Source organism: Bacillota bacterium LX-D (assembly GCA_031628995.1).
Lineage (GTDB): Bacteria > Bacillota > DUOV01 > DUOV01 > Zhaonellaceae > JAVLUO01.
Genome location: JAVLUO010000006.1, coordinates 109,867 through 134,910 on the forward strand (window position 1 = coordinate 109,867; position 25,044 = coordinate 134,910).

General features: G+C 39.1%; 29 protein-coding genes and 1 pseudogene. 27 read left to right on the forward strand and 3 right to left on the reverse strand.

The window, feature by feature from the left end:
• Window positions 1-98: 98 nt before the first annotated feature.
• From cysK to RDV78_07035, 4 genes and pseudogenes are all read left to right on the forward strand, one after another.
• Window positions 99-1,028 (forward strand): cysteine synthase A, encoded by a 930-nt coding sequence (gene cysK / locus RDV78_07020; GenBank protein ID MDS1030234.1) that lies wholly within the window; start codon window positions 99-101, stop codon window positions 1,026-1,028.
• Window positions 1,029-1,151: 123 nt separating this feature from the next.
• A pseudogene (locus tag RDV78_07025) lies at window positions 1,152-1,490 on the forward strand (SPFH domain-containing protein).
• Between the two features lie 9 nt (window positions 1,491-1,499).
• Window positions 1,500-1,679 carry a toxin-antitoxin system HicB family antitoxin gene (locus tag RDV78_07030; GenBank protein MDS1030235.1) on the forward strand — a complete coding sequence of 60 codons (180 nt, stop codon included), beginning with the start codon at window positions 1,500-1,502 and terminating at the stop codon, window positions 1,677-1,679.
• A gap of 115 nt (window positions 1,680-1,794) precedes the next feature.
• Complete coding sequence (locus tag RDV78_07035; GenBank protein ID MDS1030236.1) at window positions 1,795-2,001, forward strand: hypothetical protein; 207 nt, start codon at window positions 1,795-1,797, stop codon at window positions 1,999-2,001.
• A gap of 75 nt (window positions 2,002-2,076) precedes the next feature.
• On the opposite strand, the gene RDV78_07040 is transcribed toward RDV78_07035, so the two are convergent.
• Window positions 2,077-2,241 carry a hypothetical protein gene (locus RDV78_07040; GenBank protein ID MDS1030237.1) on the reverse strand — a complete coding sequence of 55 codons (165 nt, stop codon included), beginning with the start codon at window positions 2,239-2,241 and terminating at the stop codon, window positions 2,077-2,079.
• A 291-nt stretch (window positions 2,242-2,532) separates the two neighbouring features.
• Window positions 2,533-3,027 carry a permease gene (locus RDV78_07045; protein ID MDS1030238.1) on the reverse strand — a complete coding sequence of 165 codons (495 nt, stop codon included), beginning with the start codon at window positions 3,025-3,027 and terminating at the stop codon, window positions 2,533-2,535.
• Between the two features lie 221 nt (window positions 3,028-3,248).
• Here RDV78_07045 and RDV78_07050 point away from each other — a divergent pair, with 221 nt between their 5' ends.
• The 17 genes from RDV78_07050 (at window position 3,249) to RDV78_07130 (ending at window position 18,759) form a co-directional block, all read left to right on the forward strand.
• The gene (locus tag RDV78_07050) at window positions 3,249-3,932 is read left to right on the forward strand and encodes a response regulator transcription factor (protein ID MDS1030239.1); all 684 of its coding nucleotides are present in this window, start codon (window positions 3,249-3,251) and stop codon (window positions 3,930-3,932) included.
• A gap of 3 nt (window positions 3,933-3,935) precedes the next feature.
• On the forward strand, window positions 3,936-5,720 hold the full coding sequence (locus RDV78_07055) for an ATP-binding protein (GenBank protein ID MDS1030240.1): 1,785 nt from the start codon (window positions 3,936-3,938) through the stop codon (window positions 5,718-5,720).
• A 199-nt stretch (window positions 5,721-5,919) separates the two neighbouring features.
• Window positions 5,920-6,996, forward strand: a complete 1,077-nt coding sequence (locus tag RDV78_07060) for an aliphatic sulfonate ABC transporter substrate-binding protein (protein MDS1030241.1) — start codon at window positions 5,920-5,922, stop codon at window positions 6,994-6,996.
• Window positions 6,997-7,098: 102 nt separating this feature from the next.
• Complete coding sequence (locus RDV78_07065; GenBank protein MDS1030242.1) at window positions 7,099-7,938, forward strand: ABC transporter ATP-binding protein; 840 nt, start codon at window positions 7,099-7,101, stop codon at window positions 7,936-7,938.
• Window positions 7,892-8,644: an ABC transporter permease gene (locus RDV78_07070; GenBank protein ID MDS1030243.1), complete on the forward strand. Its 753-nt coding sequence runs from the start codon at window positions 7,892-7,894 to the stop codon at window positions 8,642-8,644. Before RDV78_07065 ends, RDV78_07070 begins: the two co-directional genes overlap by 47 nt.
• Window positions 8,645-8,664: 20 nt before the next feature.
• Complete coding sequence (thiS, locus tag RDV78_07075) at window positions 8,665-8,886, forward strand: sulfur carrier protein ThiS (GenBank protein MDS1030244.1); 222 nt, start codon at window positions 8,665-8,667, stop codon at window positions 8,884-8,886.
• A complete protein-coding gene (moeB, locus tag RDV78_07080) occupies window positions 8,870-9,691 on the forward strand; it encodes a molybdopterin-synthase adenylyltransferase MoeB (GenBank protein ID MDS1030245.1) in 822 nt (273 codons plus the stop codon). The genes thiS and moeB overlap by 17 nt, the downstream gene beginning before the upstream one ends.
• The gene (locus RDV78_07085) at window positions 9,688-10,107 is read left to right on the forward strand and encodes a M67 family metallopeptidase (protein ID MDS1030246.1); all 420 of its coding nucleotides are present in this window, start codon (window positions 9,688-9,690) and stop codon (window positions 10,105-10,107) included. The genes moeB and RDV78_07085 overlap by 4 nt, the downstream gene beginning before the upstream one ends.
• Window positions 10,108-10,109: 2 nt before the next feature.
• Complete coding sequence (locus RDV78_07090; protein ID MDS1030247.1) at window positions 10,110-10,976, forward strand: 4Fe-4S binding protein; 867 nt, start codon at window positions 10,110-10,112, stop codon at window positions 10,974-10,976.
• The gene (locus tag RDV78_07095; GenBank protein ID MDS1030248.1) at window positions 10,973-11,221 is read left to right on the forward strand and encodes a sulfurtransferase TusA family protein; all 249 of its coding nucleotides are present in this window, start codon (window positions 10,973-10,975) and stop codon (window positions 11,219-11,221) included. The genes RDV78_07090 and RDV78_07095 overlap by 4 nt, the downstream gene beginning before the upstream one ends.
• On the forward strand, window positions 11,218-12,450 hold the full coding sequence (locus tag RDV78_07100; protein MDS1030249.1) for an O-acetylhomoserine aminocarboxypropyltransferase/cysteine synthase family protein: 1,233 nt from the start codon (window positions 11,218-11,220) through the stop codon (window positions 12,448-12,450). Before RDV78_07095 ends, RDV78_07100 begins: the two co-directional genes overlap by 4 nt.
• 5 nt (window positions 12,451-12,455) lie before the next feature.
• A complete protein-coding gene (locus tag RDV78_07105) occupies window positions 12,456-14,144 on the forward strand; it encodes an adenylyl-sulfate reductase subunit alpha (GenBank protein MDS1030250.1) in 1,689 nt (562 codons plus the stop codon).
• A complete protein-coding gene (locus tag RDV78_07110) occupies window positions 14,128-14,442 on the forward strand; it encodes a ferredoxin family protein (protein ID MDS1030251.1) in 315 nt (104 codons plus the stop codon). Before RDV78_07105 ends, RDV78_07110 begins: the two co-directional genes overlap by 17 nt.
• A 10-nt stretch (window positions 14,443-14,452) precedes the next feature.
• Window positions 14,453-15,253: a sulfate adenylyltransferase subunit CysD gene (cysD, locus tag RDV78_07115; protein ID MDS1030252.1), complete on the forward strand. Its 801-nt coding sequence runs from the start codon at window positions 14,453-14,455 to the stop codon at window positions 15,251-15,253.
• Between the two features lie 13 nt (window positions 15,254-15,266).
• Window positions 15,267-16,994, forward strand: coding sequence for a GTP-binding protein (locus tag RDV78_07120; GenBank protein ID MDS1030253.1), 1,728 nt, complete (start codon window positions 15,267-15,269; stop codon window positions 16,992-16,994).
• Between the two features lie 103 nt (window positions 16,995-17,097).
• Window positions 17,098-17,961 carry an ATP-binding protein gene (locus RDV78_07125; protein ID MDS1030254.1) on the forward strand — a complete coding sequence of 288 codons (864 nt, stop codon included), beginning with the start codon at window positions 17,098-17,100 and terminating at the stop codon, window positions 17,959-17,961.
• Window positions 17,962-18,279: 318 nt separating this feature from the next.
• On the forward strand, window positions 18,280-18,759 hold the full coding sequence (locus tag RDV78_07130) for a DUF6530 family protein (protein MDS1030255.1): 480 nt from the start codon (window positions 18,280-18,282) through the stop codon (window positions 18,757-18,759).
• A 499-nt stretch (window positions 18,760-19,258) separates the two neighbouring features.
• Here RDV78_07130 and RDV78_07135 read toward each other — a convergent pair whose 3' ends face one another.
• Window positions 19,259-20,341 (reverse strand): glycerol dehydrogenase, encoded by a 1,083-nt coding sequence (locus RDV78_07135; GenBank protein MDS1030256.1) that lies wholly within the window; start codon window positions 20,339-20,341, stop codon window positions 19,259-19,261.
• A gap of 165 nt (window positions 20,342-20,506) precedes the next feature.
• Between RDV78_07135 and RDV78_07140 the strand changes: the two genes are divergently transcribed.
• From RDV78_07140 to RDV78_07165, 6 genes are all read left to right on the forward strand, one after another.
• Window positions 20,507-21,718, forward strand: a complete 1,212-nt coding sequence (locus tag RDV78_07140; protein MDS1030257.1) for an MFS transporter — start codon at window positions 20,507-20,509, stop codon at window positions 21,716-21,718.
• Between the two features lie 109 nt (window positions 21,719-21,827).
• On the forward strand, window positions 21,828-22,685 hold the full coding sequence (locus RDV78_07145) for a YitT family protein (protein MDS1030258.1): 858 nt from the start codon (window positions 21,828-21,830) through the stop codon (window positions 22,683-22,685).
• A gap of 128 nt (window positions 22,686-22,813) precedes the next feature.
• The gene (locus tag RDV78_07150; protein ID MDS1030259.1) at window positions 22,814-23,452 is read left to right on the forward strand and encodes an accessory gene regulator B family protein; all 639 of its coding nucleotides are present in this window, start codon (window positions 22,814-22,816) and stop codon (window positions 23,450-23,452) included.
• Between the two features lies 1 nt (window position 23,453).
• Window positions 23,454-23,576: a cyclic lactone autoinducer peptide gene (locus RDV78_07155; protein ID MDS1030260.1), complete on the forward strand. Its 123-nt coding sequence runs from the start codon at window positions 23,454-23,456 to the stop codon at window positions 23,574-23,576.
• Between the two features lie 25 nt (window positions 23,577-23,601).
• Window positions 23,602-24,099: a hypothetical protein gene (locus RDV78_07160; GenBank protein MDS1030261.1), complete on the forward strand. Its 498-nt coding sequence runs from the start codon at window positions 23,602-23,604 to the stop codon at window positions 24,097-24,099.
• The gene (locus RDV78_07165; protein MDS1030262.1) at window positions 24,089-24,916 is read left to right on the forward strand and encodes a Spo0B domain-containing protein; all 828 of its coding nucleotides are present in this window, start codon (window positions 24,089-24,091) and stop codon (window positions 24,914-24,916) included. The genes RDV78_07160 and RDV78_07165 overlap by 11 nt, the downstream gene beginning before the upstream one ends.
• Window positions 24,917-25,044: the final 128 nt, after the last annotated feature.

Here is a 25,044-nt window from a genome sequence, read left to right on the forward strand (position 1 = left end):
AATATTAACTATTGACAAATCTTAAAAACAAAACTATTATTTTCTTAAATTTTACTAAAACTATAGACATTATAGGTTTTAAAAAGGAGGCATTTCCTATGGGAAAAATTTATGAAGATCTGACAGATCTGATCGGCGGGACTCCCTTGGTGAGATTAAAAAAAGTTTCAGCAGGATTAAAGGCGGATATCGTTGTTAAGCTGGAATCTTTTAACCCGGGGGGGAGCGTCAAAGACAGAATTGCCCTGAGTATGATCAAAGCGGCAGAGGAACAAGGTCTGATCAATAAGGATTCCGTAATTATTGAACCGACCAGCGGCAATACCGGAATCGGTTTGGCTTTTGTAACGGCTGCCAGGGGATACCGGCTGATTCTCACCATGCCCGATACCATGAGCATTGAAAGGCGCAACCTGCTTAAAGCCTATGGAGCGGAGCTTGTTTTAACCCCAGGGGCTGAAGGGATGAAAGGTGCCATCAAAAAAGCTTCGGAACTGGCCGACGAGATTCCTAATTCCTTTATTCCCCAGCAATTTGAGAATCCAGCCAACCCGGAAATCCACCGGAAAACAACAGCGGAAGAAATATGGGCCGATACCGACGGGAAAATAGATATCATTATTGGCGGTGTCGGAACAGGCGGAACCATCACCGGGATTGGTGAGATAATAAAATCCCGGAAACCTGACTTGAAAGTGATCGCTGTGGAACCCAATGATTCTCCGGTTCTTTCCGGAGGGAAGCCGGGCCCGCATAAGATCCAGGGAATTGGAGCCGGTTTTGTTCCCAAGGTTTTGAATTTAGGCATTGTGGATGAATTTTTTAAGGTAACCAATGAACAGGCCTTTGAAACCGGGCGGATACTTGCCAAAGAAGAAGGCATCTTGGTCGGTATTTCTTCCGGAGCGGCCACTTATGCAGCCTTGGAAGTGGCCAAACGTCCGGAGAACGAAGGGAAACTGATTGTTGTAGTACTGCCTGACACCGGAGAAAGATATTTAAGTACGGCTTTATTCCAAGAAAATTAACCTATACAAAAGACGGAGGCCATGATGAGCCAGACAGAAAGAGGAAAATAGAAACTAAAGACAGGTTTGGCAGAGATGTTGAAAGGTAGAGTCATCATGGATGTGACGACTCCGTAACAGGCTAAAATTGCAGAAGAAGCCGGGTTAGCAGCGGAACTGCAAGACAGATTGCAGGTAGCGGGAGTTGAAGTAATGGAAACCCGTTTGACCCATTTAGCTTATGCTACGGAAATCGCCAGCGCTATGCTGCAGCGTCAACAAGCATCGGCGATTATTTCGGCTCGGCAAAAAATTGTTGAAGGAGCTGTGGGTATGGCTCAAATGGCAATTGCTAAGCTGGAACAAGAAGGAGTAGTTGAGCTGGATGAAGAACGGAAAGTTGCGATGATCAATAATTTAATGGTTGCCATTGTATCCGACCGAGCTGCTCAACCGGTATTAAACACAGGAAGTTTGTATTAAGGAATTCCCATGGCGGCAAGAAAAAATTTTCCTTTACGAATTGATCCTAAACTCTATAGCATTTTAGAACAATGGGCAGCTGATGAATTGCGCAGTGTCAACGGACATATTGAATTTCTCTTGCGGGAAGCAGCCCGTAAAGCTGGGCGTTTAATGGAGAAACAAAGTGCTGAGAAAAACGAGAAATAAGAAATAAAGCAAAGAAAAACCTGCAGTCGGTGAAGAGGCAGGTTTTTTTACTAAATAATATTGTTAAAGTTAAAAAATAAAGATATAATTAGATTTTTAACTATAAACGTTTTTCATGGATCATTTGATATATTTAGAAAAAACCATTTTAGATGTTGAAAACGAAATAAATCAATGTCTAAGTCCATACCGTCAAGAGATTACACTGTTGAGTTTACTACCCGGAGTTAGTTTAGGAAACAATAAAAGTGTTGGTAAAAAAAGTAAGCAGACAACTCCCGGAGGTAAAACACTAAAAGAAGTACTATGTGAATGTGCATAGGTTGCATCAAAAACCAAATGCCAATCGAAAGCTTTTTACCTTTATTTATTCATCTCAAACAAAGATTTAAGTTTTTCAAAAAAATCTTTGGTATGTTTCAATAGTACCGCCGCAATAGTTTTCGTCTGGGTCACTGGGATACATGTCAAAAACAAGATTATTGGGATCATTTTCACATTTATAAACATTCATATTACAATCTTTTCCTGAAACTTTAAGAACAAGTTGTACTTTACCCATAGTTCTCACCCCCTTACTTTTAGGATAATAGTATTGCACAGCTTAAAAAATAATTCCTATTTTTGTGACTTAATACGTATGCTATCTTTAAAAGTTGAGTAGTTTTTAAGAAGTGGATAGAGAATTATAGTGCTGCTGCATATTAGGGGGAAAGAAAAAAGCAACTTATTTTGGATGACAAATAAAAAAGGCGGTTAAATTAACCGCCTTTTTTTACTGCTGTTGATTTAAATCATTGTTAGAACTTAGATTAGCATTACTACGGCGTTCCTCTGCTCATTTTAAAGATAGTTACATATGATGCATCCCTGGCATATGAGGGGACGTAATAATCATGGGGTCAACCATACCAAAAATCATAGCGATATGAGCAACTACCAGGAAGCCGCCTACCAGGGTAAAGTGAATTTTCAACTTTTCTTCAAAGGTCTTATTCTTAAAGATTAAACCCAATTCCATCAAGGCTATGGGAAGAAGGAATAAGACACCGCTAAGATAAAAACCTACAGCTACTACATCAACCCAGGTATTCCATCCTCCTGTAGCAGTTAGGGGAATAACGGCAGTTTGCATTAAATAGATAAAAATGCCGGTAAAGTAGAATCCATCAAAAATCCCTGCTATTTTGCTAATAGTTTTAATGGGGCCACTTTTAATTCTGTTAAAAATAATAATAAATTCTGTAATAGTAATCGTTTCTGCCAGAATAACCGGAATTGCCATGAAAATAATCAAGTTCCAAGGTTGGTTTTCGGCTAGAAGCCCCATGTAGTGTGTCATATTCATTTAATCGACCACCTTTCTATAGTTTTCATAATGTACTTGTACTATAACAAAAAGATGTGAAGAAACTTTATTGGAAATGTGATCAATTTGTGAAATTTTCTAATCAAAGAACCGAAGTAAAGAAGTAAAATAGTTAGGGGCGCATTATTAAAGACATATTTGAAAAATAATAATGACAACTCCAACTATACCTGGTGAAAGATATGAGGTAGAATAGCAATATGACTAGAAAAAATATTCTGGTAGTTGACGATGAACCCAAAATGAGGGAATTGATTTCCTTATATTTGACTAAAGAAAATTATCAAGTGGTTACCGCTGAGGACGGATTACAGGCTTTGCAGGAACTTGATAAAGGTACCCCATTCAGTTTATTTATTATTGACGTTATGATGCCAAATATGGATGGATTTACCTTATGTAAGGAAATCAGGCGTATTTCCGACAAACCTGTGGTTTTTCTTACGGCCCGTGGCGAGGAGCATGAACGCTTATTGGGATTTGAGAGCGGGGCCGACGACTATATTGTAAAACCCTTTAGCCCAAGGGAGTTGTTAGCCAGAGTCAAAGCTATTTTGAAAAGAACAGAGTCTACTTTGGAAGCAGCAGGTAAACAAACCTATGGTGACATAACAATAGATATAGAAGGCAGGGAAGTAAAACTGGGTGCTAAAAAGCTGAACTTGTCACCAAAAGAATTTGATCTGTTGGTTTATCTAGCTAAAAATTCGGGTAAAGTTTTGTCTCGGGAACAAATTACAGAAAACGTCTGGGATTATGAATACTATGGTGACCAAAGAACTGTTGATACCCATATTAAAAAACTACGAGAAAAACTGATGGATAAGACAGAAAAGTATATAAAAACAGTATGGGGTGTTGGTTATAAATTTGAGGTGGAGTGAACAATGACCAGAAGCATTGTTGCTAAGTTATGGATAACTATAGTGCTGTTAATCATTGTAGTGTTCATTGTCTTGGGTCTTGGTTTATTTCAGGCTGTGGGGAATTACTATTATACTCAAATAGCCAGCAACCTTATTAGCCAGGGCCAAGAGGTTATTAGCTTGTATGCCGAAGACCCTGTTGAGTTTCAAAAGACCAAGGAGATTGATCATATTTCCCGCATTATCAAAGCCCACATAATTATTTTAAACGAAAAAGGAATCGTCCAGATCTGCAACCAGATGAGGCATCTGTCTCCGGGCTCCCTTTTTGAGGAGACGGAACTGACGCAAATCTTTCATGGGGAAATAGTAGCAAAGAGAGGGTATCATCATACCTTCGATAACCAAATGTTATCCGTTGGGCTCCCAATTATGAAGAATAATAAAGTTGAGGAAGCTTTGCTGATCTATACCCCTATCGCTCCTTTATCAGCAGCGTTAAATACTTTTCGTGGCATTATTTACTGGGGTTTACTAATAGCTGTTATTTTAACATCTATCTTGGCTTTTTTTCTTTCCCGTACCTTATCAAGACCTCTGATTAGAATGAATCAAGTCGCCTTAAGCCTGGCCAAAGGTGATTATAGCCAACGAGTTACGGTGAAAAGTAGGGATGAGGTAGGAGCGTTAGGTGCATCATTAAATTTTCTCTCAGAGCAGTTAAAGAAAAACATTTCCGAATTATCTTATGAAAAAGAAAAAATCGAAAATATTCTTATCGGTATGTCCGACGGTGTAATAACCTTTGACACTAAGGGGAAGATAGTTCTTTTTAACCCCCAGGCTAAACACCTACTTGTCGGTTGTGCTGAAATCGAAAGAAATAAGGTTCTAGAACATTGCATTTATCTAAATCAGCTCTACAAGTTATATCAGCGTACTATGGAAACTGGAAATCTAACACAAGGTGAAATAAATGTTCAGGGGAAAATCCTTTCTGCCAAGCTCTCTCCTTTATTTGATGAAACCAGTAAAAACCTAATTGGGGTAGTAACGGTGCTCCAGGATGTAACGAGAGAACGAAAACTAGAAGAAATGCGCCGTGAATTTGTCGCCAATGTCTCCCATGAACTAAGAACACCCATCAGCCTGATCCGGGGTTATTCTGAAGCTATCATTGATGGCGTTGCCGAATCCCCAGACCAAAGGAATAGTTTTCTTAAAATAATTCTGGAGGAAGCTAATAGGTTAAAATGGTTGGTTGAGGACCTTCTTGAATTGTCACGGCTGCAATCAGGTGCTATTTTATTAGAAAAAGAATGGATTGATCTTGTCCAAGTATTTGCCCAGCTAAAAGCCAGATTCCAAACATCATTTAATCAAAATGGAATAGATTTTCAGGTGGAAATCGGACCCGACGCAGCTTCCCTTTTAGCTGACCGCTTTAGGTTAGAGCAGGTGCTAATTAATTTAGTAAATAATGCCATACGTTATGCTGCTGGGGGGAAAATTGAAGTAAAAACGCGCAAAGTTAGAGATGGCGTTGAACTAAGCATTAGCGATACGGGTCAGGGTATCTCTGAGGAAGATTTGCCCTTTATTTTCGAAAGGTTTTACCGGGCGGATAAATCCAGGAACAGAGAAAGTGGGGGAACAGGTATCGGGCTTTCTATCGTAAAGAACATTATAGATGCCCATCAAGGTAAAATTTCTGTTACGAGTAAAGAAGGGAAAGGCACTATCTTTACAATAGTTTTTCCAAGCAGAACCTGTCCAAAAAGAACTTTTACCTGGTGTGTTAATTAATGCTTGAGGGTATTAAGTAGTATACCCTGGGGATTATGTGAACATTAAAGCCAAATGCGCAACACCTATTGCAGGTTGTTGCGCATTCTGTTAATTCGCAAAACAAAACACATAAAACAGATAGGAATAATAAAATATTTCTCTTGCTAGACAATAATGTATCCCGTATAATAACTTTATAAGAATAAAACCTATAGGAATGCTAAACATTACGGGAGGAGAGAGGGAAGTGAAAAATTACGGAAGAATAATTGGGATTGCTTTAACCTTGGCTTTAGCTGGAGGTTTGGCAGTGGGATGCGCATCTCAAGGCAAAGAAAGCAAAGCTAATCAACCGATTAAAGTCAGAACTGCTTTTTTTCCAAATATTACCCATTCCCAGGCCCTAGTAGGTAAGGCAGAAGGAAAGTTTCAGCAGGCTTTTGGTAACTCAGCCACCATTGAATGGAAGGCCTTTAACGCGGGGCCGGCTGAGATTGAAGCACTTTTTGCAGGGGAAGTTGATATTGGATATATAGGACCGGGACCTGCTATCAATGGCTACGTTAAGTCTAAGGGAGACTTGCAAATTATTGCTGGGGCTACTGATGGGGGTGCAATTTTAGTATCTCGGAAAGATTTAGTGATTAAAAATATTAAAGAGTTGAGCGGTAAAAAAATAGCTGTACCCCAATTTGGCAATACCCAGGATCTATCGTTGAGAAATCTACTGCAGCAAAACGGGTTACAAGATATAACTAAAGGGGGAACGGTAGAAATCAGGCAGGCTGAAAATCCCGACATTAAAACCCTACTAGATCGAGGAGAAATTGATGCTGCTCTGGTGCCGGAACCATGGGGGACTCGCTTAATTAAAGAAGTGGGCGCTAATGTAGTATTGGATTATAATCAAGTTTGGCGCAATGGTAAATATACAACAGCGGTGGTTATTGCTAGAAAAGATTTTATTAAACAACATCCTGATCTTGTGGAAAAATTCTTAAAAACCCATGTGGAATTGACTGAGTATATCAACAAAAATCCTGAAAAGGCTAAAGTGGCAGTGAATGCCCAGATCGATGAATTAACTCAGAAACCCCTAGCTCAAGAAGTACTAGATCAGGCTTTTAATCGTTTAACCGTTACCAATAATCCTGAAGCCGAATCTGTTTATGACTTTGCCAATTTGTCCTTTGCTGCTGGTTTTGTCAAAGAAAAGCCTGAGCTAAAAGATCTGTTTAATCTAGAAATTTTAAACAAAGTTTTAAAGGAAAAAGGACTACAGGAAATTAGATAGCTTTCCTCATTATAGGGTCCGGTTTTTTTAAAATACAATTCCTAGTAAACAGATAATAAAAGTAATAATAATTTAATATAAGCTGTTAAGGGGGGCTAAGTGGTGGGCATTAAAATTGAACATGTAAGTAAACGGTTTATTTCTAAACATAGTCAGACCCATACCTTGGATAACATCAACCTTGAAGTTAAGAGGGGGGAATTTTTATGTATCGTTGGTCCTTCTGGTTGTGGTAAATCAACTCTTTTGAATATTATTGCGGGACTGGAAAAAGCGTCGGAGGGCCTTGTTTTGTTAGATGGCAAAGAAGTTAAGGGAGCTGGTCCGGATCGAGCCGTTATGTTTCAAGAGTCAGCACTGTTTCCCTGGCTGAATGTAATCGATAATGTTGAGTTTGGCATGAAAATGGCGGGGATTCCAAAGGCAGAAATGAGGGCAAAAGCTTTAAAGTATTTGAAAATGGTGCACTTGACAAAGTTTCAAAATTCTTTTGTCCATGAGCTTTCCGGAGGAATGAAGCAGCGGGTAGCTTTAGCCAGGGCTTTAACCTTGGACTCAAGAGTACTTTTGATGGATGAACCCTTTGCTGCTTTAGACAGCCAGACAAAGAACATTTTGCAAGTGGAGCTCCAGCAAATATGGATGGAAACGGAGAAAACCATTATTTTTATAACCCATAACGTTGAAGAAGCTGTAATGCTGGCAGATAGAGTTGTTGTAATGTCTGCTAATCCGGGACGGGTGAAAAAGGAATTTCCGATCCAGCTTGCTCGCCCTAGACAAATAGAAAATTTGGATTTGGCCTATGTTGTGGCTGATGTGATGAAAGAACTGAAGGCGGAGGTGGAAAAGGTTGCAAAGGCTGAATTTGACAGCGACTGGAATCTGCAAAAAGATGTTGTTTTACATAATATTGATAATAATTTGGGAGCTGGTCTATAGAATTGGAGTGGATTGGTTAGGAATTTGGAAACCGTATATATTTCCATCTCCATTTTCCGTAATTGACACTCTCATTAGACTAATAGCTGATAATACTTTAGGAGTTGCCGTATTGGCCAGCGTTAAAAGGATTCTGCTAGGTTATACCATTTCTGTTCTCATTGGTGTATCGATAGGACTTGTCATTGTCAGGTTTAAGTACCTTGCTGAGAATCTTAGTGCCCTTATTCTAGGCTTACAGACTTTACCAAGCATTTGTTGGCTTCCCTTTGCCATCTTATGGTATGGGCTAAATGAGAGTGCCATTATCTTTGTTATAACCGTCGGTTCAACCTTTGCCATTTCCATGGCCGTAGAATCGGGAATAAAAAATGTCAACCCTCTTTATTTAAGAGCAGCGAAGACTATGGGAGCCAGTGGGTTCAAGGCTTATTGGAATGTCATTATTCCCGCTAGCCTGCCCAGTGTTATCTCCGGTCTAAAACAAGGATGGTCTTTTGCATGGCGGGCTTTAATGGCTGGGGAAATGCTATCAGCCACCAAAGGTTTGGGCCAGGTGCTAATGGTAGGTCGGGATTTGGCAGATATCAGCCAGGTAATGGCAGTCATGGTTGTGATTATTGTGCTCGGGTTACTAATTGATAAGCTTATTTTTGAAAGAATTGAAACAAATATCAGGTATCGCTGGGGTTTAGACAGAAGTTGATTATGTCAGGAGGAAAGATGATGAAAATTAGTGTTAATGGAAAAGACACTTTTTTGGAAAAGGAAATTACTGTGGCCGAAATGCTGGAAACTTTGAATGTTGAAATGAAGCAATATGTCACAGTCCAGATTAATGATGTGTTTATTGACCGAGAGGACTTCGAAAAAATAACCGTACGGGAAAGCGATATTGTTGAGTTTCTCTACTTCATGGGAGGCGGAGCTTATGACATTCACCAATGACCAATTGGAGAGATATTCCAGACATATTATTTTAAGTGAAGTCGGACCAAAAGGGCAAAAGAAGCTTTTGGATTCGAAAGTACTTATAATCGGAACTGGTGGCTTGGGTGCTCCGGCAGCCATGTTTCTGGCAGCTGCAGGAATCGGAACTATTGGCTTGGTTGACTTTGATGCTGTAGAGTTATCCAATTTGCAACGGCAGATTATTCATCAAACAAAAGACATTGGAAAGCCCAAAATAATTTCCGGAAAAGAAACAATTAATGAGCTGAATCCTGATGTTGATGTTGTAACATATCAAGTATGGGTTAGTGCCAGCAACATCACGGATATTATTAAAGACAAAGACTATGACTTTATCATTGATGGAACTGATAACTTTCCGGCTAAATTTCTCATCAATGATGCCTGCGTCCTAAACCAGAAACCCTTTTCCCATGCAGGAATTATTCGATTTGCGGGACAGACCATGACTTATGTTCCAGGTCAGGGACCATGTTATCGCTGTGTTTTTAAAAATCCTCCTCCTCCTGATGCCGTACCTACTTGTAAGCAGGCAGGAGTTTTGGGTGTAATGGGAGGCATTATCGGTACTATCCAGGCGACGGAAGCTATAAAGTATATCCTGGGTGTAGGAGAATTGCTGACAGGCCAACTTTTATTTTACGATGCTTTAGACATGGATTTTAGAAAGATAAAACTTGCCATTAATAAGAACTGCCAGATTTGTGGGGAAAATCCTACAATTAAGGAACTAATCGATTATGAGCAAGCGGTTTGCGAGCTAAAGAAGGTGAGAGATTGATTATCCTAACTAAAGGGCAATATCAGGAAATTTTAGATCATGGGTTGGGAGCATTGCCCAATGAAGCATGTGGCTTACTTGCAGGCAAAGTAGAGATGGATAAAAAAACTGTTGAGAAAGTTTATTTACTTACGAATATTGATCATAGTCCCGAACACTTTTCTATGGATCCCAAAGAGCAGTTTGCTGCAGTAAAGGATATGAGGAAAAATGGTTGGGTACTGTTAGGCAACTTCCACAGCCATCCTGAGTCGCCGGCTAGGCCATCTGAGGAGGATAAACGTTTAGCTTTTGATGGGGAAGCCAGTTATCTAATTTTATCTTTGCTGGATCGAGAACAGGAAGTACTTAAAAGCTTTAGAATCCAGGGCAGTAAAGTTTGGCAGGAGGAAGTCCAAATTATAGAGGAGGAATAAAAATGGACCAAGTGGATTACAAAGAACTTAAAAAAGGCGGTTTCATGAAACAAGTCCAAAAAGATTGTTTTTCCTTAAGATTAAGAGTTGTGGGTGGCCGGTTGTTGGCTAAACACTTGCAAAAGGTATCTGAAATCGCTGAAAAATATGGTCAGGGGTATATCCATATGACCGCTAGACAAAGCCTAGAGATTCCTTATATAAAGTTAAAGGATATTGATACTGTTAAACAAGAACTGGCGAAAACTGGTTTACAGCCTGGGGCCTGCGGTCCAAGAGTGAGAACTATCACTGCTTGTCAGGGATGTGCCATTTGTTCTGGCGGGCTGATTAATACGACTGAATTGGCTGAAGAATTTGATCAAAAGTATTATGCAAGGGAGCTTCCCCATAAGTTTAAGCTGGGGATTACAGGCTGTCGAAATAACTGTCTTAAGGCTGAAGAGAATGACCTGGGAGTTAAGGGTGGCCTTAAGCCGGAGTGGGTTGAAGATAAATGCAGCTTTTGCGGTCTCTGCGAAGTAGTTTGCCCTGCCAAGGCTATTAAAATAGACAAAGAAGAAAAACAATTACATTTTGATAACAAGCTTTGCAATTATTGTGGAAGATGCGTCAAGTCATGTCCTGTAGATGCCTGGGAAGGGGAAAGAGGTTTTATTCTTTACTTTGGTGGTTTGTTTGGCAACAGGATTGCCATTGGAAAACAGCTGCTCCCCATTATCTTCGGCAAGGAGACACTTCATAAAGTTATTGAAACGACCTTGAAGTTCTTCGAAAAATATGCTAAGCCCAGTGAAAGATTTAGAAATACCTTAGATAGAGTTGGTTGGAACTTGCTGGAAGATGAATTGAAAGAGGTGCTGAAATGAGCACAAAGAAGGTAAAGAATTCTATTGATATCACCGATGTTGTCTGTCCGTTGACTTTTGTTAAGGCTAAAGTTGCTATGGAAGAGTTAGAGGATGGCCAGGTTCTAGAAATCAGAATGAATGAGGGGGAACCAATCCAGAATGTCCCCCGCAGCCTTAAGGATGAAGGCCATAAGGTTTTGCAGGTGGTCAATAATGAAGACAAAACCTTTACTATTTTCGTTGAAAAGGGTGGATTGGCATGAGATTTAATACAGCCCTTTTACATGGGAATTTTGCCGCCGATGAGAAAACAGGTGCTACTACCACACCTATTTATCAGTCATCATCCTTTGAACATCAAAGTGCTGAAGAACTGGAAAATATATTTAAGGGTAGCGAACCAGGTTTCGTTTATACCCGCATTAACAATCCGACAATTGAAGCTTTTGAACGACGTATCGCCCATCTGGAGGGGGGCATCGGGGCTGTAGCCTGTGCCTCTGGAATGGCAGCTGTTACCTTGGCTTTAATGAACATACTTAAAAGCGGAGATGAGGTTGTTTCTGGCAGCGGTATCTTTGGAGGAACTTTCTCCCTCTTTGCGTGCTTAGAGGAATTCGGAGTAAAAACCCAATATGCTAAGGACAACAGTATTGCAAGTTTTAGAGAATGCATCAATGAAAAGACCAGACTGATTTTCCTTGAAACTATCGGTAACCCCAAGCTTGATGTTCCTGACATCCGGCAAATTGCTGAGTTGGCCCACCAAGAGGGAATCCCATTGATTGTGGATAATACATCCACAACACCTTACCTGGTAAAACCCTTTACTTTGGGGGCGGATATTGTTGTCCATTCCACATCCAAATATATTAATGGGAGTGGCAATTCTATTGGCGGTATTATTGTGGACAGTGGCAAATTCAAATGGAATTACGATAAATTTACTTCTCTAAAGGCCTACAAAAGATTTGGACCATTTGTTTATTTGGCCAAGTTAAGAAAAGGACTCTTTAAAGATTTTGGTGCTTGCATGGCCCCTTTTAATGCCTACCTAACTAGTATCGGATTGGAAACCTTGGGACTAAGGATGGATAGGCTTTGTGACAATGCCCAGAAGCTGGCAGTTAGTCTTAAGGAAAATAGTAAGGTTGTCAAAGTAAACTATCCCGGACTTGAGGAAAATGCCGATCATTTATTAGCGAAGGAACAATTCAACAATAAATTTGGTGGAATTTTAACCATCCGAGTAGGTACTAAAGAAAAGGCTTTCAAGGTGATTAATAGCTTGAAATATGCTTCTAATCTTGTCAATATTGGTGATACAAGAACTCTTACCATCCATCCTGCTTCAACTATCTATGCAACTAATAGCAGTGAGGAAAAGGAAAAAATGGGTGTCTATGAAGACCTCATTCGAATTAGTGTAGGATTGGAAGATATTGAAGACATTATTGAAGACTTTCAGCAAGCTTTGGAGAAAGTTGTGTGATCAATATGGACATACAAATAAAACAGCTGCAGACTGACATACTCATTATTGGCGGTGGTACAGCTGGTTGTTTTGCAGCTTTGACTATTGCAGAGAATTCCTCAGTTCGCGTTATTATTGCTGAAAAGGCCCACATTAAACGAAGCGGCTGCCTGGCAGCAGGGGTTAATGCCCTCAATGCTTATATCGTTAAAGGGCAGACACCGGAAGATTATTTGGATTATGTGGTTAAAGATGCAGAGGGACTGGTAAGGGAAGATCTGGTCTATACCTTAGCTGCCAGGCTGAATAGTGTCACACAAAAGCTGGAAGCGTTGGGATTAGTCATTTTAAAAGATGAAAATGGTGAATACGTAACTAGGGGTAAACGTAATATCAAAATTAACGGTGAGAATATCAAACCTATTTTGGCTCATGGGGTTGCTCAACACCCGACCATTCAAGTTCTGAACCGCATTAATATTATAGATTATATCAAGCAAGGTAACCGCATTATTGGTGCCTATGGTTTTTCTTTAGAAGACAGCAACTTTTATGTCATTCAAGCTAAAGCTGTTATCTGTGCAACCGGAGGGGCCGCAGGCTTATACAGACCTAATAACCCTGGTTTTTCCCGACATAAAATGTGGTATTCTCCTTTTAATACTGGAGCGGGGTATGCTATGGGAATTAGGGCCGGAGCCGAAATGACCACCTTTGAGATGCGGTTTATTGCTTTACGCTGTAAAGACACTATCGCCCCCACAGGTACCATTGCCCAGGGGATTGGGGCCAAACAGGTGAATAGTGAAGGCGAGGAATTTGATTTTAAATACGGTTTTCCTAAAACCCATCTGCGCCTTTATGCCACGGTAGAAGAAAACAGACGGGGAAAAGGACCTTGTTATCTAAAGACGGCTGGTATCTCTGAAGAAGAGCAAAAGGAATTATATAAAGCTTATTTGAACATGGCTCCTGCCCAAACCCTTAAATGGATGGAAGAAGGCCATGGTCCCAGTACAGCTAATGTGGAGATTACGGGAACTGAGCCCTATATTGTTGGTGGACATACGGCTAGCGGGTACTGGGTGGATACCCGTAGGGCTACTACTTTGGAAGGACTTTATGCAGCAGGTGATGTAGCCGGAGGCAGTCCACAGAAATATGTGACTGGTTGCCTTGGGGAGGGCGAAATTGCTGCTCTAGGGGCTTTAGACTTCATCCAAAATCGGGAGCACGAAGATTTGAAAGAGAGTGAAGTAGTTCAGAAACTATGGGAGGTACAGTCCTATCTAGGTTCAGCTCCGGGACTTTATAGTGTCGAAGAGTTGGAAGAAGCAATGCAGAAAGTCATGGACGAGTATGCCGGAGGCATTGCCACCGGCTATGCATACAACAACTACAAGTTGGCACAGGCAGAAAAAGAGATTGAAGAGCTTTTGAATCTGGTAAAAACATTGAAAGCAGCTGATCCTTTAGAATTACTTCACATTTATGAATTACTGGACAGACTTTGGGTATGCCGGGTACTGATAAAACATCTTCGGGCCAGAAAAGAAACTCGCTGGCGCTCCTTCCAGGAAAACCTGGATTATCCCCATAAGGACGATGCGAACTGGTTGAAATATATCAACTCCCGTTATACGGGGGAGGCAATAGAGATAATTTATCGAAACTTAGTTAAAAAGGATGAGGCCTATGAGCATCAGGATTGATCAAAAAAAATGTACGGGGTGTGGTCACTGCCGCCAGGTTTGTCCTGGTAACTTACTTCAGGCAGATGGGATGGGGAAAACCAAGATACGCTGTCCCCAAGACTGCTGGGGTTGTACCTCTTGCTTGAAAGAATGTTCTTTTGGGGCCATTGGTTATTACTTAGGAGCAGATATTGGGGGTAAAGGAACCACCCTTTATACAAGGCAGGAAGGCAATTATTTGCATTGGGTTTTTGTTAAACCTGATGGCCGGGAAGAAGTTATTACAATCAACCGCCAGGAATCTAATCAATATTAGGAGGCCAATTATGGATCATTTAGATAGATTAGAAGCGCAAAGCATTTTTATTTTACGCGAGGCTTATAAAAAATTTGGTAAACTGGGAATGCTCTGGTCTATTGGGAAGGACTCTACAGTCTTGCTCTGGCTGGCGCAAAAAGCCTTCTTTGGCCATTGCCCTTTCTCATTAATCCATGTGGATACGACCTATAAAATTCCCGAAATGATTGCTTATCGGGACCGGATTGCTCAACAATATAATTTGGATCTCATTGTCCACAGCAACGAAGAAGCTTTAAAAGCAGGTATGGGTCCGGACAAGGGCCGACTTGTTTGCTGCAAGGCTTTGAAAACCGATGGACTGCAGCAAGTGGTAACTAAATATGAATTTGAAGGACTCATTCTCGGTATTAGAAGGGATGAAGAAGGGTCCCGTTCTAAAGAAAGGGTTTTCAGCGAACGGAATAAAGATTCGGAATGGGATTATACCAATCAACCTCCAGAATTATGGGACCAGTTTAAAACGGATTTTCCTAAGGGAAACCATATTCGGGTTCATCCCATTTTGCACTGGAACGAGATTGATGTTTGGTCTTATATAGGTAGGGAGAAGATTCCCTTGGTAGATTTGTATTTTGCTAAAGATGGTAAACGCTACCGGAGCTTGGGCTGTGCTCCTTGCACAGGCAAAATTAATTCTAATGCCACTACCGTTGAGGAAATTATTGAAGAATTAAAACATACCACCGTTAGCGAAAGGGCAGGCAGAGCCCAGGATCAGGAAGATGCTTACGCCATGCAGAAACTCCGCAAAGACGGGTATATGTAAGGAGGAAAATAGGGTGGCAATTGAAAGAGAAATATTAAAAATTGTAGTGGTCGGTCATGTTGATCATGGCAAATCTACCTTAATCGGTAGGCTGCTTTATGATACCAAGTCCCTTCCTGAAGGGGCCATCGAGAGAGTAAAACGCATTTGCAAGGAAAAAGGAAAGCCCTTTGAATATGCATACTTATTGGATGCCTTTGAGGAAGAACAAAAACAAGGAATTACCATTGATACCACTCAGCTTCAGTTTTTTACGGAAAAAAGAGAATACGTAATTATTGATGCTCCAGGACATAAGCAATTTCTAAAAAACATGATTTCCGGTGCCGCCAATGCTGAAGCTGCTTTGCTAATTATTGATGCACAAGAAGGTATCCAGGAGCAGTCCAAAAGACATGGCTACATCCTTTCTCTCTTGGGTATACAAAAGGTCTATGTGATCGTCAATAAGATGGATTTAATCGATTATTCTGAGGAAAAATTTAATGAGATTAAGTTTCAAATGAATGAGTTTCTGAATAATCTCCATGTTTATCCCTTAAAATACATTCCCATTTCCGCTTTTCATGGAGAAAATATAACCCAAATTTCGGAAAAAATGCCTTGGTATCAAGGGGAACCTATCCTAAAGGCTATTGACCTTATTGAGAAGGATAGGGGTTTAGAGGATAAACCCCTGCGCTTTCCCATTCAAGATGTTTATAAATTTGACCAGCGCCGGATTATTGCCGGGAGAATTGAAACAGGCCGTTTACAGGTTGGAGATGAAATTCTTATTAATCCTGGTGGTAAAGTGACACGGGTCAAAACCATTGAGAATTGGGTGGAAAAAGATAAAAAAACAAAAGTTAGTGCCGGTATGTCCGTTGGCATAACAGTGGAGGATGAATTTTTTAATCAACGAGGGGAAGTAATTACCCATGTGGGGCAAGGACCTTACATTGCTAACGCTTTAAAAGCCAACCTATTTTGGATGGGTAAAACCCCTTTAGTGAAAGGTAAAAAATATAAGTTTAAACTGGTTACCCAGGAAGTGGAATGTGAGATCATAACCATCCACAAGGTAATAGATGCATCAACTCTGGCTGCTATTGAAGATGCCCGAGAAATTAAGGCTGGAGATGTAGCCGAGGTGACCATCAAGACCAAGGAGCAGATCAGCTTTGACGAATTCAAAAATAATCCTAACACTGGCCGATTTGTGCTGGTCGATGGTTATGATGTGAGCGGGGGAGGAATTATCTCTGGTACCGTAGGCGAAATACTGACCACCACTAAGTTCGTTAGCAAAGATCTATTTTTTCCTGTAACCTGCTTCGATGAATATTATTATGCCTTTGCTGAGCAACAATTGGTAAAAAAGTCCAGACGGCCTACCACTTTTGCTATTGGTGATGTGGCTCCTCTGAGTGGGGATACCTATACTTACCCTGAAAACATTAATATTGTCAATATTAGCATGGGTTTGATCGCTAGCATTGGGAAAGCTTCCCTGTTAAGTATTGAGCATTTGGCCGGACATAAATACAATGGGGTTCCCATGATTGAAGCTAACGGTGCCGCAATTAAAATTGCTTCAGCTGAAGAGTACCAACGGTTTACTGCTGAATTAGAAGGTCTTAACCTGGATAATAAGGAACAATTTGAAGATTTTGCTAATAAATGGTTAGACCTAACCAAGTATAGAAAGATTAAGTATAAAGCAACATTAAATAGCTCGGAAATTGAATATCATATTTAGTAGATAAAAACGAAGAGTAAAAAAAAGACTCTTCGCCTTTGGGGCGGAGGGTCTTTGGTATCTAAGAGAAAGTTACAAATAGAAATTGCAGAGGTGAGTGGAAATGAAGGATTTGGCAGGAAGTGGTTGCGAGATATTAATCCCTTTTAATGAGAGAAAACCGTTAAGGGAAATAGAACGCAGCATTATTACCAAATATAGACGGACTATTTGGAGTAAGTTTATTCGCGCTATAAAAGATTACCGATTAATAGAAGAAGGTGATAGGATTGCTGTTGCTATTTCCGGGGGTAAAGACAGCATGCTTCTGGCCAAGTTGTTCCAGGAACTACAGTGCCATGGCCAAACCAATTTCTCTCTAGAGTTTATTGCTATGGACCCTGGTTATCATCCAAGTATCAAAGAATTGCTGGTTGATAATTGTGCCTATTTAAACATACCTATTCATTTATTTGAATCACACATTTTTAAGGTTACAGAGAAAATTGCGCAGGATTACCCCTGTTATATGTGTGCTAAGATGCGAAGGGGTGCTCTCTATGCCAAAGCACAGGAATTAGGCTGCAACAAACTAGCCTTAGGTCATCATTTTGACGATGTTATTGAAACAACTTTGTTAAATCTTTTGTTTGCCGGCAGATTTAAGACTATGCTGCCTAAGCTAAAATCGCAGAATTTTACTGGGTTAGAGTTGATTCGGCCCCTTTACTATGTGGAGGAGAGCGCAATAGTTAGTTATACCAATCGTAATGGTATTTGGCCTTTAAACTGCGCCTGTATGGTGGCAGCGGAAAAAACAGCCAGCAAACGTTTTGAAATCAAACAGCTGCTGCAAAATCTAAAAAAGGATTATCAAGATGTAGACAAATCTATTTTTCGTGCCGCTCAAAATGTTAATTTAGAATCAGTTCTGGGTTGGAAAATAGGTGGGAAAAATTATTCTTATTTGGACCAATACGATCAATAATATCTTACCGAGTATAATTAGATACCAAGCTGGAGAGCCGTGCGAAGATTGAATTTAACGGACATGGTACTTCCCGGTGGATTTACAGAGAGTCGCAGATAGTGGGATTGCGATATTGTATGCTTTAATTGAATATCACAAAACAAGCCGGTTGGATGGTTAGTTGAAGTTATTACCTCAACCGGCTTGTTTTAATAATTCCAAGGTATTTGACAATATGGGCGGGGTAATCATATTGACATAACGTTATAGAATAAGTATCATATAATTAGTAATTTAGTAAATTACTAATTTGGCAAGTGATTTGGAGGTTATGTAATGAAAATACCAACTACTTTAAAGCATAAACCAGTTATTGTATCTGAAAACTATGAAAATGTTGATGGGAGATACGCTTATAATACAGATGCCAAGGGCCTTTCCTTAGGATTAGCTCAGTGGAATGATCGGGGTAAGGTAGAAATTTCGGCCAAAGTATGGAGATATACAGGGGAAAAGTGGTCTAGGCAGTCTGAAGAATTACCCTTGCACCGTGTACTTGACCTGGCAATTTTAGTTTGCAGGGCGAAGCTGCATTTTCAAGAGGCTTATCGGTATAAGAATTTATATAATACAGAAAATCCGGTGATAGACAGAGTAGGTTTGCAGGGCGATGCCATGACAGTGGCTGTGTGTACTGATAATGAAAAGATTGATGAGGATATTAAATTATTTAGCCAAGCCCTCAGCGATGATGACGAACTTCTTGGTGAACGATTATCTACTCTATCGAGGATATTAAAGGAGATGGGGTATTAATTGATGAACAGAAAAAAAGAACTGAAGGAGCAATACCTGCAGATGAAACCAGAGATGGGGGTATTTATCATCCGTTCTAAAACCAGTAATAAGTGTTATATTTGGCAAAACTCAAAATTTAAGAGGTACGATCAATAGCACCAAGTTTAAATTGGGAGCCGGCGCTCATCCTAACAGAGAGTTACAAAGAGAATGGACTGATTTGGGAAGAGAAAATGTCTAATGAGAAAATTGAGTTATATAAAAGCTAAAGGTGCTTAAAAATTACCCTGTTTAATACCAATCCCAGGCCAAGACTTAGGCTTGGGAAGTGTGCTTTTTGTCTCTCATGATAGGTACTTTACCGAGAGAATAGCTAATAGAATTTTTAAAATCCAAAACCAGGCATTAAAGTGCTACGTCGGAAATTATGATTATTATTTGTCCAAGAGTAGAGGAGTCGAATAAAATTAAAATAATTTAGCGGCTCCTCTGGATCAACTAATTATTAAGTAGATTATTAAAAAAGCTGCCCTAAAGCGTCAGCGCCAAGAATAGCATTGTAGACCATTTTGGCTTCTACCGGGAAAGGAAGATTATGAATTGTTTCTCCTTGGACAGTAGCGACTTCAGCTACTTTCATTAGCTCATCTTCTTTTACTTCCTCAATACCTAATTCCTTTAATGTAATCGGCAGCCCTACGGAATGACAAAACTCAATTACTTCCATTATTTCATCTGTAGCGCGATCTTCCAGTACTAATTGTACTATAGTTGAAAATGCTACTTTTTCTCCATGATAATAGTGATGAGTTTGTTCCAAAGTTGTAAAACCATTATGAATAGCGTGTGCTGCAGCAAGTCCGCCGCTTTCAAATCCTAAGCCGCTAAGGAGTGTATTGGCTTCGACTATTTTTTCTACAGCAGGGGTTACGGCGTTGTGCTCTACGGCCTCTAAAGCAGGCAAACCATATTCAAGAAGGGTTTGGTAGCATAAATCTGCTAAAGCCAAAGCACTGAAAGTCGGCAGTCCCCCCGACATAGCACTACGGTAAGCTTTAGCACTTGCTCCTGCTTCAAATTTAGTTGCTAGAGCATCCCCCATACCTGCTACCAGAAATCTGGACGGGGCTTTAGCAATAATTGTTGTATCCAGCAGTACTACATCTGGGTTCTTAGGCAGCATTAGATATTCTGCAAATTCTCCTGTTTCAGTATAAATTACAGATAGGGCGCTGCAAGGAGCATCAGTAGAGGCGATGGTAGGTATGACCACAACCGGAAGCTTAGCATAGTAAGCTACAGCTTTTGCTGTGTCTAATGTTTTTCCACCTCCGAAACCAAGAATAATATCAGCATTTTGTTTTTTAGCTACTTCCTGCAAACGGTTTATCTCTGTTTTTGAACATTCTCCATTAAATTTCTCTACCCCATGTTTAATACTACTTAGTCTCGGCACCAGGTTACTGTCAACAGTACTAAGCATAAAAGGGTCTGAAATAATTAAGGCATTAGCTCCAAGACTTTTAATATGCTTTTCAATTTCTCCTAAGGCTCCGGCACCTTGAACATATTTTCCTGGGGAGATAAGAACACGAATCATTGTTATAAATCACCCTTTCTCTTTGACAAACATAGTTTTTTCGTAATAAATTGGAATTATACAGCTATAATTTGTACAAAAAGCTTAGGCGCTTGTAGTAAAGTTTACTAAATAATTGTAAAATTTACTTATAAGTTGAGAATAAGCGTAAAAGGGTGAAAATTATTGTCTAGAGAATTAGATACTATTTTTAAAAACCGTTTCGTACAGGTAATTATGCTTTCGGGGGTTTTATTGCAAATTGGGATTTGGGTGCGGAATTTTGCAATCCTTCTGTTTGTTATGGAAAAAACCAACAACAATGCTGTAGCCGTATCCTTAATTTCCGTTGCAGAATTTGTGCCGATTTTTTTATTTTCTTTTATCGGCGGAACATTTGCTGATCGTTGGCGACCTAAGTTAACTATGATTTGGTGCGATTTGGTAAGCGCCATTTCCGTTTTTCTTGTCTTATTAACTATAATTTTTGGTAGATGGGAATCAGTCTTTTTCGTTACTTTTATTTCAGCTATACTTTCCCAGTTTTCCCAGCCATCTGCCATGAAACTTATTAAGGTCCATGTACCAGGGCAACAATTACAAATTGTCATGTCCATGTTTCAAACATTAATGGCTACCTTTATGATTATTGGACCTATGCTAGGAACATTAGTCTATCAAAGGTTTGGCATTTATCTAGCCGTTAGCATCATGGGAGCAGCATTTTTACTTTCGGCCTGCGTGTTAATATTACTCCCCTCTGATCAAGAAGAAAGTAAAAACGTTGCAGGGGAATTTTGGGTGGAGTTTAAGGCCGGATTTTCCTATGTTTGGTCTAAAAAAGAGCTTTCTTTTCTCGGAACAATCTTTTTTATTTCCGGTTTAGCAGTAGGTATTATTCAGCCTCTGGCAATATTTATCGTCGTCGAGCGCTTAAACTTACCTAAGGAAAGCCTGCAGTGGCTCTTGGCAGTAAATGGAGCTGCCATGCTTTTAGGGGGCGTTGTAGTTGCCGGTTTAGCCAAAAGGGTTACTCCTCAAAAGTTGCTGTTTATGGGCTTGTTAGCTGATACCATAACAGTTGCAGGAGTAGGACTATCTACTAATTGGTATTTGACGCTATTTTTTCAATTTTTAAGCGGGTTTTTTATGCCGTGTATTCATATAGGTACTAATACCTTAATTCTTTGCCAAACGGAAGAAAATTTTGTTGGCAGAGTAAACGGAGTTTTAAATCCACTATTTATTGGATCTATGCTATTTACCATGAGCCTTGCCGGTTGGCTGAAGCTGCATTTATCCTTAGTTGTAGTTTACTGTATTTCCAGTATCTTATTTTTATTGGGTCTGCTTTTGACGGTTCCTCTTTTAAAAATAAAAGAGAACAAAACTGCATAATAACCCAAGTACAAATTTACAAATGGGTTTGCCTTGTTAAATAAGTTAATATAATAATATAAAAAATAAATTTCTAAGAAGGTGACTATTTATAATTTGGAGGTAATCTATGACCAAAAAACACCATATTTTAAGAGAGATAAAAAGATATTTATTGCTTTTTATTGGTTCAATTTTAGCTGCTGTCGGCCTTGAAATTTTTCTTATCCCCAACAATATTATTGATGGGGGGATAGTTGGTATCTCCATCATTAGCAGTTACTTAACGAAACTTCCCCTCGGCCTATTCATTGTGATTCTAAATTTACCTTTTCTAATTTTAGGTTATAAGCAAATCGGAAAAACCTTTGTTATTTCCTCCCTTTTTTCTATAGTTTCACTTTCATTTTGGGTATCAGTCTTTACTCCCATTCCGGGTCTTACGCAAGATATTTTACTAGCAACAGTTTTTGGCGGCATGATTTTAGGTATGGGTGTAGGAATTATTATCCGCTATGGTGGTTCCCTGGACGGAACTGAAATGGTTGCCATAATGATAAACAAGCAAACGCCTTTTTCCGTAGGTGAAACGGTGATGTTTTTTAATATTTTTATTCTCAGCAGTGCCGGATTGATTTTCGGCTGGGATAGAGCCATGTATTCTTTGATTGCTTATTTTATTGCTTTTAAGGTCATCGATATTACCATTGAAGGTCTTGATGAAGTGAAGGCTGCTATGATAATTTCAGATTATGGTGAAGAAATTGCCGATGCTATTACTGCTCGCTTAGGAAGGGGAGTAACTTTTTTAGAGGGAAGAGGCGGTTTCTCAAAAAACAAGAAGACTATTCTTTACTCTGTAGTTACCAGACTGGAGGTTGCTAAACTAAAGTCAATTATTTATGACAAAGATGAAAATGCCTTTGTGACTATTAATGATGTTTTTGACATAATGGGAGGGAAACATAAGAAGCGTGCCATACACTAATACTATTTAATTTTAAATTTGCAATTAATTACCTTCATTTGAAGGAATTAATTGTTTTCTGTAGAATTAGAACTATATGTAAAATTATCTAATGTTTGCAAATAAACTAAATAAACAAGGATGAAAAAATGAATTATTCTATATTATCCTTAGAAAAATTATCTAATTATTTGGCCGAAGAATCCGGCCGAGATCAAGAAGTAATTTTATATGGATTACAAATCCTGTCCTCAGTGCTGATGGGTTATGTATTTTTAATAATAATATCCTGGGCCTTGGGTATTTTTGTTCCAGTGATTACGGCTGCTCTTACAAGTTCTATTTTTAGGGCTTTTTCAGGAGGAGCCCATGCCTCATCCAAATTAAGATGCAGTATAATTGGTTTGCTTATTTTAATTCCCATAGGTTTTTGTGCAAAGTACACGTATGTGGCAATATATCCTTTGATAAATTATATAGTTTTATTTGTTGTACTCTGTGGTATATATGTTATTTACAAGTATGTGCCTGCAGACACCCCGCAAAAACCTATAAATTCTACTTTACAAAAAAAAGTTCTCAAAACGGTTTCGATGGTTTTATTTATGATCTGGATAATTGTCTGTTTTTTATTATCCAACAAAACAAATAATCCGTTTGTTGCTTTACTTGTTTATGCCAGCACTTTGGGAATGTTTTGGCAGTTGGTTTCAGTTACCCCCTGGGGTTATAAATTTGTCGACAACATTGATCATATTCTGCAACTTTCCAAAGAAAGGAGGGATTAGGATGAAAAGAATAGTTATAAGTTTACTTGCTTCTATGGTTACCTTGTTTGCTTTCGTGAATATGGCATCGGCTTGTGCAATTTTTGGATATCAACCGGAAGTTCCTGCGAAACTGAAAAAATAAAATTCTAAATAAGCAAGGTGATATTATGCATTGGTTAGTAGGGGATCTTTCGATCCTATTTTTTTTCTATATGGTACAAGCCTATTTAATCATTGCTACAGGCGTACAATTATTTAATTTGAAGGTAAATCCCAAAAAATTATTATTAAGTGTAGTTATTAGCGGTTTAGCAATTTGGCTCGTCAGGCTATTGTATGTATCGTTTAAACTTTCTTTGGGAACTCACACCCTAGTGCTGTTAATCGCCTTAACTTTAATTATAAAAATGATTCTAAAAATAAATTTTAATTATTCCTTAGGTATTACTTTAAGCACTTTTTGTTTAACAATGTTAGGCTCTGGTATTGCAGGATATATTTCTAACATCAACCATATTAGTCTTGAATATGTTATTAACAATGTTTGGTTACACATCCTATTTGGACAAATAGAAAATATGTTGTTAATTATAGTGTTGGTTATCTCAAAGAAATTTGATTTTCACGTTTTTAAGCCTTTTGAGGGAAAAGATTATGAGATATAAAATTGTTTATACGAATTTTATCTTGCTCCAGCTTTTTCTCTTTCTATTTTTGTCCTATAACTATATAGCCAATGTATTTAGAGTTAACTCCCCTATCATAATTTTAATCATGCTGATTGTAACAATGTTAAGCATTTATTTGTTTTATCAATTGTGTTCTTTATTAGCTAAGCAGATGCAAGCTGAAAAAGAGCGTATTAAATATCAGGAGGCAGAAAAACTGATAAATTCCTTCCGTGCTAAGCACCATGATTTCGTTAACCATTTGCAGGTAATTATGGGATTAACTCAGATGAAGCGTAATACGGAAGTAATTAACTATGTTAAAGAATTATCTAAAGATTTAATTCAAATTGAAAAGTTGGTAAATTTAAAAAGGCCGGAAATTGCTGTTCTAATTAGCACTAAAATAGCAAGTTTAAGTTACTTACAGGCGGATATTGATGTTACTACTAGCCTAGAGAACTTGCAAATTGCCCCGGATAAACTAGTCGGAATATTTGGTAATCTGCTTGATAATGCTTTATATGAAATTGAGTCCCAAAAAGAAAAATGGTTGAAAATTAAAGTCTATGAAGAGGAAGGCTGGTATTATTTCGAGATTACTAATCCTGGCAGTATACCGGATGATGTGCTGCAAAAAATGTTCCAAGCGGGCTTTACAACTAAGGGAGACCAAGGAAGTGGAATGGGTCTATATATTGTGCAAGATTTGGTACAAGGAAACGGTGGATCAATTCAAGTAGAATCCCAGGAGAATAAAACAAAATTTACAATAAAGCTTCCAAATACTAGTTTAAGTAGGGCTATAGTTTAAGTGGCAGTTGGTCAATCCCAACTGCCACTTATTTGTGCGCCCAGCATGGGCGCTTGCTCGTCGGTGAAAGTCCGATACGGGGGTTGATAGTGCCAACCGTTAGCCTAAGACAAGGGTGTCCATCGCGA

Excerpts from the sequence above, each read along its gene's own strand:
- RDV78_07070 (MDS1030243.1), top strand. The coding sequence starts at position 7,892 with ATGTTGTTTTACATAATATTGATAATAATTTGGGAGCTGGTCTATAGA.
- RDV78_07130 (MDS1030255.1), top strand. The coding sequence starts at position 18,280 with ATGAAAATACCAACTACTTTAAAGCATAAACCAGTTATTGTATCTGAA.
- cysK (MDS1030234.1), top strand. The coding sequence starts at position 99 with ATGGGAAAAATTTATGAAGATCTGACAGATCTGATCGGCGGGACTCCC.
- RDV78_07155 (MDS1030260.1), top strand. The coding sequence starts at position 23,454 with ATGAAAAGAATAGTTATAAGTTTACTTGCTTCTATGGTTACCTTGTTT.
- RDV78_07160 (MDS1030261.1), top strand. The coding sequence starts at position 23,602 with ATGCATTGGTTAGTAGGGGATCTTTCGATCCTATTTTTTTTCTATATG.
- thiS (MDS1030244.1), top strand. The coding sequence starts at position 8,665 with ATGAAAATTAGTGTTAATGGAAAAGACACTTTTTTGGAAAAGGAAATT.
- RDV78_07045 (MDS1030238.1), bottom strand. The coding sequence starts at position 3,027 with ATGAATATGACACACTACATGGGGCTTCTAGCCGAAAACCAACCTTGG.
- RDV78_07125 (MDS1030254.1), top strand. The coding sequence starts at position 17,098 with ATGAAGGATTTGGCAGGAAGTGGTTGCGAGATATTAATCCCTTTTAAT.
- RDV78_07165 (MDS1030262.1), top strand. The coding sequence starts at position 24,089 with ATGAGATATAAAATTGTTTATACGAATTTTATCTTGCTCCAGCTTTTT.
- cysD (MDS1030252.1), top strand. The coding sequence starts at position 14,453 with ATGGATCATTTAGATAGATTAGAAGCGCAAAGCATTTTTATTTTACGC.
- RDV78_07145 (MDS1030258.1), top strand. The coding sequence starts at position 21,828 with ATGACCAAAAAACACCATATTTTAAGAGAGATAAAAAGATATTTATTG.
- RDV78_07105 (MDS1030250.1), top strand. The coding sequence starts at position 12,456 with ATGGACATACAAATAAAACAGCTGCAGACTGACATACTCATTATTGGC.
- RDV78_07035 (MDS1030236.1), top strand. The coding sequence starts at position 1,795 with ATGGATCATTTGATATATTTAGAAAAAACCATTTTAGATGTTGAAAAC.
- RDV78_07095 (MDS1030248.1), top strand. The coding sequence starts at position 10,973 with ATGAGCACAAAGAAGGTAAAGAATTCTATTGATATCACCGATGTTGTC.
- RDV78_07050 (MDS1030239.1), top strand. The coding sequence starts at position 3,249 with ATGACTAGAAAAAATATTCTGGTAGTTGACGATGAACCCAAAATGAGG.
- moeB (MDS1030245.1), top strand. The coding sequence starts at position 8,870 with ATGACATTCACCAATGACCAATTGGAGAGATATTCCAGACATATTATT.
- RDV78_07150 (MDS1030259.1), top strand. The coding sequence starts at position 22,814 with ATGAATTATTCTATATTATCCTTAGAAAAATTATCTAATTATTTGGCC.
- RDV78_07090 (MDS1030247.1), top strand. The coding sequence starts at position 10,110 with ATGGACCAAGTGGATTACAAAGAACTTAAAAAAGGCGGTTTCATGAAA.
- RDV78_07040 (MDS1030237.1), bottom strand. The coding sequence starts at position 2,241 with ATGGGTAAAGTACAACTTGTTCTTAAAGTTTCAGGAAAAGATTGTAAT.
- RDV78_07060 (MDS1030241.1), top strand. The coding sequence starts at position 5,920 with ATGCTAAACATTACGGGAGGAGAGAGGGAAGTGAAAAATTACGGAAGA.
- RDV78_07135 (MDS1030256.1), bottom strand. The coding sequence starts at position 20,341 with ATGATTCGTGTTCTTATCTCCCCAGGAAAATATGTTCAAGGTGCCGGA.
- RDV78_07055 (MDS1030240.1), top strand. The coding sequence starts at position 3,936 with ATGACCAGAAGCATTGTTGCTAAGTTATGGATAACTATAGTGCTGTTA.
- RDV78_07100 (MDS1030249.1), top strand. The coding sequence starts at position 11,218 with ATGAGATTTAATACAGCCCTTTTACATGGGAATTTTGCCGCCGATGAG.
- RDV78_07030 (MDS1030235.1), top strand. The coding sequence starts at position 1,500 with ATGGCGGCAAGAAAAAATTTTCCTTTACGAATTGATCCTAAACTCTAT.
- RDV78_07110 (MDS1030251.1), top strand. The coding sequence starts at position 14,128 with ATGAGCATCAGGATTGATCAAAAAAAATGTACGGGGTGTGGTCACTGC.